Annotated in this window: 14 protein-coding genes; 1 reads left to right on the top strand and 13 read right to left on the bottom strand. The window is 44.2% G+C overall.

Annotation, left to right across the window (positions count from 1 at the left end; all coding sequences use genetic code 11):
* Positions 1–33: 33 nt before the first annotated feature.
* The 11 genes from ACXAF2_RS10785 to ACXAF2_RS10835 form a co-directional block, all read right to left on the bottom strand.
* The gene (locus ACXAF2_RS10785) at positions 34–312 is read right to left on the bottom strand and encodes a DNA-directed RNA polymerase subunit beta (protein WP_475138635.1); all 279 of its coding nucleotides are present in this window, start codon (positions 310–312) and stop codon (positions 34–36) included.
* Between the two features lie 15 nt (positions 313–327).
* On the bottom strand, positions 328–1,170 hold the full coding sequence (locus ACXAF2_RS10790) for a flagellar hook-basal body protein (RefSeq protein WP_475138636.1): 843 nt from the start codon (positions 1,168–1,170) through the stop codon (positions 328–330).
* Between the two features lie 60 nt (positions 1,171–1,230).
* Positions 1,231–2,070, bottom strand: a complete 840-nt coding sequence (locus tag ACXAF2_RS10795; protein WP_475138638.1) for a flagellar hook-basal body protein — start codon at positions 2,068–2,070, stop codon at positions 1,231–1,233.
* Between the two features lie 66 nt (positions 2,071–2,136).
* The gene (mreB, locus tag ACXAF2_RS10800) at positions 2,137–3,147 is read right to left on the bottom strand and encodes a rod shape-determining protein MreB (protein ID WP_475138639.1); all 1,011 of its coding nucleotides are present in this window, start codon (positions 3,145–3,147) and stop codon (positions 2,137–2,139) included.
* A gap of 517 nt (positions 3,148–3,664) precedes the next feature.
* Complete coding sequence (spoIIID, locus tag ACXAF2_RS10805; protein WP_032086905.1) at positions 3,665–3,925, bottom strand: sporulation transcriptional regulator SpoIIID; 261 nt, start codon at positions 3,923–3,925, stop codon at positions 3,665–3,667.
* Between the two features lie 388 nt (positions 3,926–4,313).
* Positions 4,314–4,967, bottom strand: a complete 654-nt coding sequence (locus tag ACXAF2_RS10810; protein WP_475139176.1) for a 3'-5' exonuclease — start codon at positions 4,965–4,967, stop codon at positions 4,314–4,316.
* A gap of 13 nt (positions 4,968–4,980) precedes the next feature.
* On the bottom strand, positions 4,981–6,876 hold the full coding sequence (locus tag ACXAF2_RS10815; protein ID WP_475138641.1) for a DUF294 nucleotidyltransferase-like domain-containing protein: 1,896 nt from the start codon (positions 6,874–6,876) through the stop codon (positions 4,981–4,983).
* Positions 6,857–8,524 (bottom strand): sodium:solute symporter family protein, encoded by a 1,668-nt coding sequence (locus tag ACXAF2_RS10820; protein WP_475138643.1) that lies wholly within the window; start codon positions 8,522–8,524, stop codon positions 6,857–6,859. Before ACXAF2_RS10820 ends, ACXAF2_RS10815 begins: the two co-directional genes overlap by 20 nt.
* A gap of 43 nt (positions 8,525–8,567) precedes the next feature.
* Positions 8,568–8,870: a DUF4212 domain-containing protein gene (locus tag ACXAF2_RS10825; protein WP_475138645.1), complete on the bottom strand. Its 303-nt coding sequence runs from the start codon at positions 8,868–8,870 to the stop codon at positions 8,568–8,570.
* Between the two features lie 24 nt (positions 8,871–8,894).
* A complete protein-coding gene (locus ACXAF2_RS10830; protein ID WP_475138647.1) occupies positions 8,895–9,116 on the bottom strand; it encodes a hypothetical protein in 222 nt (73 codons plus the stop codon).
* 331 nt (positions 9,117–9,447) lie between these two features.
* On the bottom strand, positions 9,448–10,377 hold the full coding sequence (locus ACXAF2_RS10835) for a peptidoglycan DD-metalloendopeptidase family protein (RefSeq protein WP_475138649.1): 930 nt from the start codon (positions 10,375–10,377) through the stop codon (positions 9,448–9,450).
* 431 nt (positions 10,378–10,808) lie between these two features.
* On the opposite strand from ACXAF2_RS10835, the gene ACXAF2_RS10840 reads away from it, so the two are divergent.
* Positions 10,809–11,246: a VanZ family protein gene (locus ACXAF2_RS10840; RefSeq protein ID WP_475138651.1), complete on the top strand. Its 438-nt coding sequence runs from the start codon at positions 10,809–10,811 to the stop codon at positions 11,244–11,246.
* Between the two features lie 38 nt (positions 11,247–11,284).
* On the opposite strand, the gene spoIID is transcribed toward ACXAF2_RS10840, so the two are convergent.
* Positions 11,285–12,298: a stage II sporulation protein D gene (gene spoIID / locus ACXAF2_RS10845; RefSeq protein WP_475138653.1), complete on the bottom strand. Its 1,014-nt coding sequence runs from the start codon at positions 12,296–12,298 to the stop codon at positions 11,285–11,287.
* A gap of 282 nt (positions 12,299–12,580) precedes the next feature.
* The gene (gene murA, locus ACXAF2_RS10850; protein ID WP_475138655.1) at positions 12,581–13,885 is read right to left on the bottom strand and encodes a UDP-N-acetylglucosamine 1-carboxyvinyltransferase; all 1,305 of its coding nucleotides are present in this window, start codon (positions 13,883–13,885) and stop codon (positions 12,581–12,583) included.
* Positions 13,886–13,913: the final 28 nt, after the last annotated feature.

The raw sequence follows: 13,913 nt of genomic DNA on the forward strand, positions 1-13,913 counted from the left end.
GAGGTCCGTCCCTCAAGAATTTCTCTCAAGAAGTTATTTCTTCATCACGATATCAATGATATGCTGCCAGGTTTCTGCTTTGAAGACGTCGGCTGCTTTGCCGTCTCCGATGCCTGCGAAGCCGATGACGGCACCTATTACGAGACTTCCTGCAAGAAGGAGGATGAACAGAAGGATTCTGAGCCAGATTGGCAGCATGCGGACACGTACCCAGCGCGCAGGCTTGGTTTCGTCCTTTTGCTTGGCTTTTTTTTCTGCTTTTATTGACTCTCTTGTCGTTTTTTCTTCTTGTAGTAGCTCTTTTTCACTCATAGCATTTAACTCCTTTTAGCGTATCCCATTTACAAGGCCCATCATTTGATCTGCAAGGGAGATCGAACGGGCTTGAAATTGATATGATCGTTGGACATTCAGCATGTCCGTCATTTCTTTGCTGATATCAACATTCGAGGCCTCTAATGAATTCTGAACCATTGAAATATCAGAGCGTGCTCCTCCAACGACATTCGTTACGACTTCATCTTCCGTAACCCCGAGTTCGTCCAGGTTCTCTGCAAAACCTAACAGATTACCGCCAAACTGCTGTAGAAATTGAGACTTTTCAACCGTGACAATCCCCAGGTTGAATTGCTCTTCTACACCGCCTGCACCAGTAACCGTCAGGATTCCATTATCCCCTAACTGGAAAGAAGACGCATCTTCTGAAAAGGTTATATAGTTATCGTTCTCATCCAGGACCGGCAATCCGCTTCCGTTCACGAGCATCGCTTCCCCATTCCCGGTTGGACTGACAAAGAATGCACCGTCTCTCGTATAGCGAACGGCACTTGAATTGTCATCTTGAGCAAGGACTTTAAAGAACTGCCCCCGACTGGTTAAAGCAAAATCAAGCGTTCGACCCGTTGATTTCAAAGATCCCTGGTTCAGGATCAGTTGAGATTGTGAAAGCTTTGCGCCACTGCCCTCCCTTACTCCAAGAGGGGTAAGTCTGCCTGTTTCAAACTCTTCCACACGCTGATTGTTCACCTGTTGTACAAGTAACTCTGAGAATGTCGCTTCCCGGCGCTTGTATCCATTTGTATCTGCGTTCGACAGGTTATGACCAATCATGTCCATCTGTTTCTGCAATTGACCTAATGTGTTGGTTGCTGTAATCATCGTTCGATTCATGACGTGTTCCCCCCTATTATAAGGTATTGCATGACAAAATTCATTTACAATCTTTAACTATCAGTTGACACGGCCGATTTCGTTGGCTGCTTTTTCCATACTTCGATCATACGCCTGGAGGACCTTCTGATTCGCTTCAAAGGCTCTGTACGCTGATAACATATCCGTCATGGTTCGGGATGCATCGACATTCGACCTTTCAAGGAATCCCTGCTTGGTGGTAAAAGAAACATCGGCTTCTTCATAGGCATCAGGAAGAGGCACATTTCCTTCTGTTGCAAATAGCCCATCTCCCTGTTTCACAAGTCGATTCGGATTTTCCGAATAGCCTACGCCCAAAGTAGCCACGACGTTATCATCGACTAGAATCTGACCCTTTTCCCCAACTGTGAACTGATCACTGTCTAATTGAATACGCTCTCCATCTTCATCCAACATATAAAAACCACTGTTCGTCGTGAGAAATCCGTTTCCGTTCACAGTCAGGTTCCCGTTTCGTGTATAGCGGGGATTTCCATCCGCACCTTCAACCGCCAGAAACACCGATCCCATTGATCCCGTTTCTTCATTGGCAGGCATCGACACATCCAGGAGGGCAATGTCCAGACTTCTTCCAGTCTCCTGAAGATCACCCTGTAGGAATGAAGGAATCGTTTCCTGCATATACACGCCTGTATTGAGTGCTCCCACTTTCTGGTTGAAAGGAAGGGATAATTTGTTCTCTGTCGGAATCGACGTGGAATCCATCCGCTCCATGAGCATTTCCGGAAATGCCCTCATTGACGCCTGATCGGCTTTATAACCCGGTGTATTCGCATTCGACATATTATTCGTTAACATTTCAGTCTTGCGTTGCTGCGAAAGCATTCCTGATGCTACTGTATAAAATCCGCGAAACATATTTTCACCTCATACCTTTGCCGTTTTTATATCGGATGAATGGTGCAGTATTTTATAGAAGAAGTTTTATCCAATTCGTCTTCTGGAAATTTTATCGATATTCTCAAGCATTAACCCAGTTCCAATCGCTACGCAATCCATCGGGTTTTCAGCAATAAGAACCGGTACTTTCAGTTCTTCTGCAAGAAGGGTATCCATTCCGTGAAGAAGCGCTCCCCCTCCTGTTAAAATAACACCGCGGTCAATGATATCCGCTGATAATTCCGGTGGAGTCTTTTCAAGAACATTCTTAGCAGCCTGTACGATCACGGCCACTGATTCACGAAGGGCCCCTTCGATTTCCGTTGATGTCACGGTAATCGTGCGTGGCAGACCTGAAACCATGTCACGGCCACGGATACTCATTTCTTTTCGATCTTCATCTAAAGTTTCTGAGAAGACAGTCCCGATGTTCACCTTAATATCTTCCGCTGTACGCTCCCCGATCAGAAGCTTGTACTCTTTTTTAATATAGTTCAGGATCTCATGATCGAACTTATCTCCTGCCATCTTGATGGACTGACTTGTCACGATGTCGCCCATGGAAAGAACCGCCACATCCGTCGTTCCTCCACCGATGTCCACGACCATGTTTCCTGTTGGGTTGAAAATATCCATCCCCGCTCCGATCGCAGCGACTTTAGGCTCTTCTTCTAGGTAAATCTTCTTCCCACCGCTCTTTTCAGCCGCTTCTCTGATCGCCTTTTGCTCGACACTTGTGATGTTCGTTGGGCAGCATATCAAGATTCTTGGCTTAGAGAGAAACCCTTTTACATTCAATTTATTAATAAAATGCTTCAGCATTGCTTCGGTCACATCAAAGTCAGCAATGACCCCGTCTTTTAACGGACGAGTGGCCACAATGTTTCCAGGAGTACGCCCAACCATGCGACGCGCTTCCTCTCCTACCGCTAATACCCTACCTGTATTTTTGTCCAAAGCCACAACCGACGGCTCATTCAAGACAATCCCTTTTCCTTTTACATGAATTAAAACATTAGCCGTACCAAGGTCAATCCCAATATCTTTCGCGAACATCTTGTGTTTCTCCCTTCTTCTTTTACAAATTCATCATCATATTTCATCTATGGTTTCATCTTAATGTCATTACGTAAAAACGTTAAGTCAAAACTTTCACCTAATTAATTATTTTACCATAAATATGTCGAAGGTAGATATTTTTTGTCAAAAAAATGTATTGAGTTTGTTATTTAATTGGAAAAGTATAGGGATATTGGAGGGGGATGTTACAGAAGTGTTAAGCTTTAGTGAAGTTGGGTGGGATGGGGTGGTTTTGTACCTGGTACGATCGTGATTGTTTGTACCTGGTACATTGGAGCAGAATTGTACCTGGTACAGAATATTTTCTTTAACCTGTTAAAATACTGTCATTATTAGACTGTTGAATTTAAATAGATATTTAACAGGTAAATTCCAATCAATATTTAACTGTTAAAAAATGAAGGAAATTCAACAGGCAAAACCGCTTCACATTCCACCCAAAACAAAAACACACCAAGCATGACCCATCTTTCTGGGGCTTGGCGTATTTTGGTTAGCTGTGGAGCTCTTCTTTTTTGTATTTTTGCTTCGTCGCTTCTCCACCTCGTAGATGCCGGATAGATTTATGATAATCAAGTATTGTTTTGACTTCATTTGCGAGTTCTGGATTAATTTCTGGCAGTCGTTCTGTTAGATCTTTATGGACAGTACTTTTGGACACGCCAAACTCCTTCGCAATTACACGAACAGTTTTTTTCGTCTCCACGATATACTTACCAATCTTGATTGTTCTCTCTTTGATGTAATCGTGCACACCACTCGACCTCCCTAAATTGGATGTGAGAAGTGTGAAATGAGACTCGCTTTCGCATCAATGAAATAGTATAGACCACATGCACACATAGACCCATGCGCAAGCGGCAGAAAGCCTTATTTAAACCACAGCAGCTTTCTGATGTTACAACATATAAACAAATATTCAGCTAATGATCAATGATATAATGACGATTCCTCACCTCAAACACTCTCTATTTTGATAGGTTTGTATCATTTTATTAGCTTGTGCCCACATATATGCACAAAAAACACAATAAGGACAAGGTTTGAAGTTAATTTTCTGAAAAATCACTCTTGGAGACGGACCTTCACATGGTTTTCCGAGGGAAATCGTCCACGGGATTGTATCCCCTATATGCCACCCTTCACCCATTGCCCCGGCTGACCCTAACCAGTTCCCCCCAGGTTTCCACCTTTCGATCCCTTAACAGCTCCAATAGTTCTACAAACAAATAAGCCGTCATAAGGGCATCGTTCAACGCCCGATGCCTCGGGTACAACCTGGTCCCGAATAATTGGGCATATCGCTCAAGATCTCTCATATCGTAAGAGGGCGAAAGATATCCGATTAGATTAAGCGTATCCAGGCTCGGTGCCATCTGTAGATGAAGCCCGGCCCGCTTCAGTTCACTCTTCAGCACGAGTTCATCAAAGCTTACATAGTGGCCAACCAGACTATTAACGGTATTCTCTTCTAAAAAAGCGAAGAAGTCATGGATGGCATCCTTTGCTTCCGGCGCTTGTTCGACATCTTTTGACTGAATCCCCGTCAGCTGGATTATTTCCTGAGAAATGAGTCGATGAGGATTGGAAAATGTCTGAAATGTGATGTTTTCCTTTACCTCATACCCTTCCACTTTAACCGCTCCGATTTCAAGCAGCCGGTCCTCCGCTCCAACGCGGAATCCTGTCGTTTCCGTATCAAAGACAACAAACGTCAGGTCTTCGATTTTACTGTTTAAGGGGACTGAATCATAGTGCAGCGGACATTCAATCTTTTTCTTTGAAAAAATGAAGATCTTCCCATCCCTTCTATGTTAAAGAGTAATGAGACAGCATCATATGTTGAAATTCACGAATCATTTTCACACTCTTGTATAGATTTTCTTTTTTGCGGGTAGAGAGTGATGAGAGGTGTATCCTATCTCCCTGACCCTTCCGTTTTAACTCTATATAGAGCTTCATGAACTCCTCGAATGCTTCGGATAATTCTTCTGCATACTCCGACGAAATTGACCGTTTTCCTTTCAAAAATTCCAGCTTCTCTCTTGTCGATCCCGAGGTGTTCCCATGAGCAGCGTTCAAGATCTGCAGTGCATGATGAAAAGGAAACAGAATGTCTTTCTTAATGGACACTGTTTTTCGGTCCATTCCTAATATTGATCGGATAGAAGAGTGCAGGACAGGAACCTGGTGGGATTTTTCGACTTGAGCCAGACGGACCAATAATATTTTCGCACTGCGCAGCTGCTCTTTTATCGCGTCTTCGAATGTTGAATGAAGTGCTTCATCCCCAAATAAAAAACGGTAAGATAAGAAGTTTTGTACCTTCAATAAGGTTTCCTCTGACGAATGGACAGACCATTCCCTCAATCTTTCCTGCCAGGAACCCACACTCCCTGTCCACGCTCTCTGATTCGCCATCATTCCTCCGTCACAAAGACTTAGTCCTGCCTTTTCCAATGCCACGACGACTCTTTCAGCAAAATCATAGAAATAATCCACCGCTTCTTCACTATGTTTTTCATAAACCAGGAAATGATCTTGGTCGGTCAGCATAAACTGCTCTTTCCTTCCTGCTGAGCCCATGACATAAAAAGCATACGAACAAGGGATTTCCCGTCCTTCCTGATGCAATTCTTCCTCCACCTGCCTTAAGATACGCTGATATATACGATCGAATAGCCCCGACATGAAATCGAGTATGTGAAACACAGGAGCATGTGCTTTCCAAAGGCTCGTAAGCATCGACTCTGCCATAGGTTTAACCTTTTCCAGGGGAAAATCCTTGTTCTCCAATTTCCTTGCACTCGTCAGGGCTCCTATCTGGTTCGCTTTCATTACATCGTGGAGGGTGATAATGCCGACGATAGGTCCGTCCCTCTCCTTGCCCCCGACAACGGGCAGGTGTTTAATTGAGTGGTCGATCATGACTGCGAGGGCTTCATACAGGTAGGCGTCACGGGTGATGACGATTGGATTGGGGGTCATGGCCATGTTTACTGGTTTGGTGAGAGGGACGGACCTTGCAAGGCATCTGGTGACGAGGTCTCTTTCTGTCAGGATTCCTGCGATGCGATTGTTTTCCAGAATGATGACCGAGCTGACCCGACTTTCACCCATGGCTCTAGCTGCATCCTCCAGGGAATCGTCACTCCTGACCGTTACGACTGAATTCGTCATGACATCACTCACCCGCTTCAGAATCGTCGTCCGCTCTTCAAGCCCGTGCGCCAACCCCACTTGCTGAGACAAAGAATAATAAACATCCTGAAGTCGTTTCGAAGTTTCCTCCAATAAAAAATTTTTTAAATAAGGTTCATTCCAATAGTTTTGCAAACTAGTATATGGAACGAGACAGAGCAGGCAGTCCTCCTTCGCCTTGACCTCAACCGAGGAATACACAGTATCCTCCACATCTGTTTTCAGTACAGAGTACAAACTCGATAAACCAACAATCCCGTCCTTCGAAATGATCTCGAGAATCTCTTCCTTTTCCTTTGTCACAACAACTTCTACTTCTCCCTTCACAACAAGATAGAGTCCCGTGCGATGTTCAAAGCTTTTAAGAATGGTAGAGTGCTTTCCCACCTCAAGCCGCTCACACTCTGTAAAAAGGGAAAGAGCCGTACTCCGCTCCATCCCCTTGAAGAAGGGATGAAGGAGTACAGCTTCTTGAAATGATCCGTCAGGCTTTGAAGTCGACATCGTCGTTCACCCAAACGTCTCCGTCTTTGAAGGTCATTTGTTCCGGGTAACGGAGATCCATTACTTCTTCTTGAATCTTTTGAGAAGGTGCCTTCGTCATTAGTGACACGACGATGTTGGCAATAGTGGCTGCCGTTGCACCAAACACTCCTGCCCCCGTATCAATGATGCCAAATAGGGTAACTCCCGATCTTGCCAGGAAGATATACGTAAGGGTTACCCCTAACCCTACGAGCATCCCTGCGATTACCCCTTGGGCATTGGAGCGTTTCCACCATACTCCTAATAAGAGAGCCGGGAAGAACGTTCCGGACGCCAGTGCGAAGGCCCAGGCGACGATCTGAGTGATAACGCCTGGAGGATTGAGTGCCACGATCCCGGCAAGAACAGTCGCGATAACGATCGACCAACGGGCAACTGCCAGACGATTCTTCTCGGTTGCGTTCGGTTTGAATACACGGTAGTAAATATCATGAGCAAAGGAAGACGATATTGCGATCATCAGTCCGCCTGCTGTCGATAACGCCGCTGCCATGGCACCAGCCGCAACGAGACCAATAACGAATACGCCCAAATTCGCAATTTCCGGTGTGGCCATGACCACGATATCATTGGAGATGATGATTTCCTTCCACTGGAGGATTCCATCTCCATTTGCGTCTGCGACTTGTAATTTCCCTGTATCCACCCAGGATTTCGTCCATGAAGGCAAGTCACTGATTTGGCTTCCCGCTACCTTTGTCATTAAAATAAAGCGGGAGAACGCTGCATAGGCAGGTGCAGATAAATAGAGAAGTCCGATGAAAAGAAGGGCCCATGCTCCTGACCAGCGAGCCGCCTTCATCGTAGAAACCGTATAGAATCGAACGATGACGTGTGGAAGACCCGCGGTCCCTGCCATCAACGTAAACATGAGAGCCATGAACTGCCACTTCGTACCGTTTGTAAAAGGAGCGAAGTATTCCGAGACCCCAAGCTCACGATCGAGCTCCCCGATCTTTCCTACAAGTTCCCCATAGGAAATCCAGGGTGCGGGGTTCCCCGTAATTTGCAGGGACATGAAAATAACAGGAATTAAATAAGCAATAATAAGAACAACATACTGAGCTACCTGCGTCCACGTGATCCCCTTCATCCCCCCGAAGGCTGCGTAGAAGGCGATGAGGACAACCCCGATCATCGTACCGACTTTGGCATCGATTTCGAATAAACGCCCGATTACGACTCCTGAACCAGATAGCTGACCGATGCTATACGTGAAACTGATAATGATCGTACAGATCGCGGCAATGACGCGGGCCGTGTGGCTGTTGTAACGATCCCCGATGAATTCCGGTACCGTATAGCGCCCATATTTCCTGAGCTGCGGGGCAAGTAAGAAGGTTAACAGCAAATATCCTCCCGTCCACCCCATGATGTAGGCAAGTCCATCATACCCGAGGATCATGACGGTACCAGCCAGTCCAATGAATGAAGCCGCACTCATCCAATCGGCACCGATGGCCATCCCATTGAAGATCGGCGGCACGCCCCGGCCTGCTACATAGAAGTCCGATGTCGCTTTCGCCTTGTTATAAACAGCAATTCCGATATATAACGCAAACGTCAACAGAATAATCGACGTTGATACTAAAAACTGAGTATCCATTTATCGTTTCCCCCTGCTATGCTCTATATTTGGTTGAAGCCGTTTAATGATCGAGTGTTTTCCCGTAACTGATCTGTTCATTTTTACTTTCATCTATTCCATACTTTTTATCGATTCCATCGCTCACCTTTGCATTTACGTACAGTAAGATGATGAAAATGACAATCGACCCCTGGGCACCCATAAAGTAGTGAAACGGAAAGCCATTGAGGGTGAAAGTTGACAGGCTTTCAGCAAACAGTACGACCCCAAAGGAAGAGACGAGCCAAATCACTAAATACAGTGCCATATAACGGTTTTTTTCTTTAAAATACTGATCCGCTTTTGCTCTATCGATCTTCTTCATTTATGTAACCCCTTTTCAAGCTCATTATTTTAAACTGAAAATAAATTTCACGGTCTCAAAGAACGGTACCGGGACCATGGCGATTTGAAAAATAAAGTAAATGAATAAAGACAAGAATGGAATGGTTAAGAAGAAAGCCCGTTTCTTTCTCAGTGCAAGAAAAATGCTTCCCCCTGTTATGAGTACAATCACGATGAAGTAAAGCAACGTTTCACCTCCTGATTTTGTAAGCGTCTCCTTAATCACACGACCTCCTATTAATAAAGATTAAATTTTCTGAAATTTTATTCATGCCCTCATTATCTTTTTTGAAAAAAGCCTGGTCAATAAAGAAAAAACGACAAATCTGCACTTGATCTTTCTCTTTATAAATGAATCATTTTACTACAATAAAGATATTGAAAAATGTGATTGCATTACTAGATTGGAATGGCGTGGAAATCCTTTTTCAGTAAAATATTCCCTTTGTCGAATTTCCGAGGAAATTTTTTATATGGATGAGGCTACGAATGGAATATATCCTGAAAACAAAAAAACTGACCGGAAATCTCCGGTCAGTCTTCCTTCATCTATATGATTATTCTTCGTCTTTTACGTCAGAGCCATTATCGGCTGCGTCGTCTTTTTGATCAGCATTTTCTTGTTTAGGCTTTTGCTCAGCTTCCGGTTTTTCTTCAGCTGCATCGTCAGCACCGTTCTCTTCAGTTGCTTTATCTTCTGTTGCCTTGTCTTCAGTGGCTTTGTCTTCGCTAGCTTGATCTTCAGTTGCGTTTTCCTGTGCAGCTTCAGCATCCGGCTGTTCACCTGAAACCTTCTTATCTTCTAATTGCGCTTCTTGAAGTGTTGCAAGGGACTTATTGAAGTACTCCAGTGGATTCACTGCTACATTTGCTTTACGAATTTCAAAGTGTACGTGAACGCCAGCTTCTTCATTGAATAAGCTCTTACCTGCTTTAGCGATAGCTTGTCCTTGATCTACTACATCTCCAACCGCGACTTCAAAGTCTTTCACTGATTGATAACGAGTCACGATACCTTTGCTGTGCTCGATTTCAATCGTGTTTCCGAGTAAGGAATCTTCTTGAACCTTTGTGACTGTACCGCTCATGGCAGCCAGAACATCGAATTCTTGTCCATCCTTAGAGATGTCGACTCCTTGGTTCGGATAATACATGTTACCATAAACGACTAGGGCAGCTTCCTGTTCTTCCGCTGATGCTTCAGTATCGTAGAATTGTTTTTCGATGACTGTGTCCTCAGGGCTCGCAACAGGCATTACAAAGTTTTCCAATGAACGATTGACTTCTTCTGCAGGCTGGTTGAACTCATTGTCAGTAGGAACTCCATCATAGCTGTAATCCTTGGCTTTCTCGTTTACATCATTTCCTGCCTGGTACCACAGAATCCCCGTGATAATGATTGCTGCACTTGCTAAATAGATTGCTGGGTATGCCCAACGTCTTTTCAAAAAGTTTTGAGAAGGTTGTTTCTTTTCTTCCTCTCTCATTTTCATCACCTCAGCAATCATTCTGAACAGAATTCAGAAAATATATACACATTCGCAAAAAAATTTTTAATTCTTATTTTTCGACAAAGGGATGGAAAATATGTATGATTTTAAAAATAAGATGAAATTTTTCTTTTTATTATGCATTTTTCGTATTTTAACAGAGACTGTAGTAGTTGATTTCCGCTACAGGACGCTTGCTTTCCGCGGGGCGGGCGGTGAGCCTCCTCGGCTTCGCCTGCGGGGTCTCACCTGTCCCGCTATTCCCGCAGGAGTCGAGCGCCTTTCGCTACAATCAACTTTCTGAGATTCATTTTTATTACACAGCCATTAAAATATAATCTAAAGATCTGATCAAATGATTGATTGATGCTAAAGAAATTACAGCCCTTCATGATACAATATAACAAAACAGAAAGGACGAGCTGCCTATGAAGAAGTTACTTACGTATGCGCTGACAGCTGCGCCTTTTCTCTATATGATTCTTATTTGGATTTTGTCGAGTAATCCGGATGATGCCGTCATTCGTTTTCCTGATAATCAGTTGGATCGTTTTATTAAAGAATCTCTTCATTTAATCGAATTCGGTATTTTATATGGATTATTTGTGGTCGCTCTGTTGGCACATGGAAAGCTTCGATTCACTATGAATTTTACCGTTGCGTTAATTGCGGTCTTTTATGGGTTTGTGGATGAAATTCATCAATCCTTTGTTCCGTATCGGTCGGCAACGATGATTGACGCTGCCAAGGATTTGATCGGGGTCACTGTCCTTTTTTGGATTGTGAACCGGACATATTTTAAAAAGCCCCATCATGCTTTAACGAGAAAGATGAAGAAGTTTGAAGCCTATTTAAAAAAGGATTGAGTCTGGTCACCTTGACCTTATAGACTCAATCCTTTTTATTATCTTTGTGCTGTTACTTTCTGCAGCAGTTTATCGGACTCTGTAATTTTGACGTCTTTATAGTAATGTGTGACGATGTCTTGATAATCCTTGCCTTCCTTCGCCATTCCGTTTGCTCCGTATTGGCTCATACCGACTCCGTGACCGTATCCTTTTGTGGCGATGACGATATGATCATCCTTCAGGTACCAGGTGAAGTCTGAGGATCTCAGTTCTAACTTTTCTCTTATATCACGGCCGGAGAATCCTTTGCCGTTTATTTCAACACTCGCTACCCTTTTGCCTTCTGTTCTTGATGTGATCGTCCCTACCGAGCCATCCTTTGGCAGGGTTACGCCCAGTTTCTTCTCAAACTCTTTGATCGGGATAACCTTTTGATCTTCGAATCTTGGTGACGCCGAGTCCCAAGGGCTTTCGACACTTCTTAAATATGGATATTCATTCGGCCAATAAGCCTCTGAGTTTTCTGTGTATCCATTACTCGTTGAGAAAAAGGCTGCCGTAATGGGCTTACCATCATAGGTCAGCACCTGCCCCATCGTTTCAAGTACCGCTTCGGATATTTTCTTGACCTTCCAGTCATAGTCGGCACCCCAGAGGCCAGCAAGCTCCTTCTGGTTCTTAAATACCTGATGAGAGACCGTATCTGTCACATCGGCGCCCTTCGGAACAGTGGAGTCCTCAAGTAGGAGCTGATTCACAATATACGTCCGTGCTGCAAGTGCTTGAGCTTTTAACGCTTCCTTTTCAAAATCTGCAGGCATTTCACCAGCTACTACCCCTACTACATACTGCTCCAAAGGAAGTTTCTCGATCAAATCCTGGTTGGAGCGATAGACCGCTACCTCCACCGAGTTCGCCAACTCTTCGATGGATGGCGGGTTCTTTAGCTTTTCGTCTAAGTTTGCCGTTTCCTTTTCTGATGAAAATGGGAGCACGAGAAGAGTAGGTACAATAAAAATGATGCTGATAAAGATTGAGAAGATGATCAGTACTGGTTTCAAATGCTTCATGTTCGCGGCCTCCAATGAAAGATTAAATAGGAGAATGTCCTAGCACACTTCTCCACTCTCTTTCATATGTATGGTAGTGGACAAGCAATTATGAATCTTTTAAGAGTGATTTTGACGGTGGAAGATGTTTTCGATTGGAGAACTTGGAAAGAACCCAGTTGCTTTACTCATTTCACCAAAATTACCTGAGTTACAGCTAGCTCCACACTCAGCCCGACTCTCAATCCAAACAAAAAAGGCAAGCTCTTCTATAAAAGAAAAGCTCACCTTTCAATCTAATGCTTACGCATCTTTAATCATGTCTTGCTCAGAAACAGGTGTTTCTTCCAATTCTTTCACACGCTCGATGTCGGCACCAAGGCCTGCAAGCTTCTGATGGAAGTTCACATATCCACGATCTAAATGCTTCAGTTCTGTCACTCGAGTGTAACCATCTGCTACCAGACCTGCAATCGAAAGAGCTGCTGCTGCACGTAGGTCCGTTGCAGCCACTTCTGCTCCTTGAAGAGGCGTAGGTCCGTTCATGATTACTGAGCGGCCTTCAATCTTAATGTCTGCTCCCATACGACGGAATTCTTCAGCATGCATGAAACGATTTTCGAATACTGTTTCAGTGATGACGCTTGTGCCGTCAGCTGCTAGAAGTAATGCCATCATTTGAGATTGCATATCTGTTGGGAAACCAGGATGAGGCATTGTTTTGATATCGACAGATTTTAATTTCTCCGGTCCGATGACACGAAGACCTTCTTCTTCATCGATGATCGTAACGCCCATTTCTTCCATCTTGGCAACCAATGATGATAAATGTTCTGGAATGGCACCTTTTACAAGGACATCACCTTGAGTGATGGCAGCAGCCACCATGAAAGTTCCCGCTTCGATACGGTCTGGAATGATGCTGTGCTCGACACCGTATAGGCGGTCTACACCTTCGATACGGATCGTTCCAGTACCTGCACCTACTACGCTTCCTCCCATTTTGTTCAGGAAGTTGGCTAAGTCGACAATTTCAGGCTCTTTTGCGACGTTTTCAAGGACTGTTGTTCCTTCTGCAAGGACTGCAGCCATCATAATGTTTTCTGTCGCCCCAACGCTTGGGAAGTCCAGATAAACCTTGGCACCTTTCAGTCTTCCGTCTACTTCAGCTTCGATGAAACCATTTCCTACCTTCACTTTTGCTCCCATTGCTTCGAAGCCTTTTAAGTGTTGGTCAATCGGTCTTGATCCAATCGCACATCCACCAGGAAGTGCAACGCGTGCTTTACCTGTACGTCCAAGTAATGATCCCATAACAAGAACGGATGCACGCATTTTTCGAACATATTCGAACGGTGCTTCCACAAACAACTCTCTTGATGCATTCACGATGACTTCACCATGGTTAAACTCTACATCTGTATTTAAATGACGTAATACTTCATTAATCGTATATACATCGGAGAGTGGTGGTACATTTTTAATGACACTTTTTCCTTCACTTGCTAATAATGTAGCAGCGATGACTGGTAAAACGGCATTCTTTGCTCCTTCAACTTGCACTGTACCGCTTAAACGCTGACCGCCGCGGACGATAATTTTTTCCAAGAGTATTCCCCTCCGCGTCCAATTTCTC

The organism is Rossellomorea sp. ABR4_004 (assembly GCF_056159585.1).

Excerpts from the sequence above, each read along its gene's own strand:
- ACXAF2_RS10785 (WP_475138635.1), bottom strand. The coding sequence starts at position 312 with ATGAGTGAAAAAGAGCTACTACAAGAAGAAAAAACGACAAGAGAGTCA.
- ACXAF2_RS10790 (WP_475138636.1), bottom strand. The coding sequence starts at position 1,170 with ATGAATCGAACGATGATTACAGCAACCAACACATTAGGTCAATTGCAG.
- ACXAF2_RS10795 (WP_475138638.1), bottom strand. The coding sequence starts at position 2,070 with ATGTTTCGCGGATTTTATACAGTAGCATCAGGAATGCTTTCGCAGCAA.
- mreB (WP_475138639.1), bottom strand. The coding sequence starts at position 3,147 with ATGTTCGCGAAAGATATTGGGATTGACCTTGGTACGGCTAATGTTTTA.
- ACXAF2_RS10815 (WP_475138641.1), bottom strand. The coding sequence starts at position 6,876 with ATGTCGACTTCAAAGCCTGACGGATCATTTCAAGAAGCTGTACTCCTT.
- ACXAF2_RS10820 (WP_475138643.1), bottom strand. The coding sequence starts at position 8,524 with ATGGATACTCAGTTTTTAGTATCAACGTCGATTATTCTGTTGACGTTT.
- ACXAF2_RS10825 (WP_475138645.1), bottom strand. The coding sequence starts at position 8,870 with ATGAAGAAGATCGATAGAGCAAAAGCGGATCAGTATTTTAAAGAAAAA.
- ACXAF2_RS10835 (WP_475138649.1), bottom strand. The coding sequence starts at position 10,377 with ATGAGAGAGGAAGAAAAGAAACAACCTTCTCAAAACTTTTTGAAAAGA.
- ACXAF2_RS10840 (WP_475138651.1), top strand. The coding sequence starts at position 10,809 with ATGAAGAAGTTACTTACGTATGCGCTGACAGCTGCGCCTTTTCTCTAT.
- spoIID (WP_475138653.1), bottom strand. The coding sequence starts at position 12,298 with ATGAAGCATTTGAAACCAGTACTGATCATCTTCTCAATCTTTATCAGC.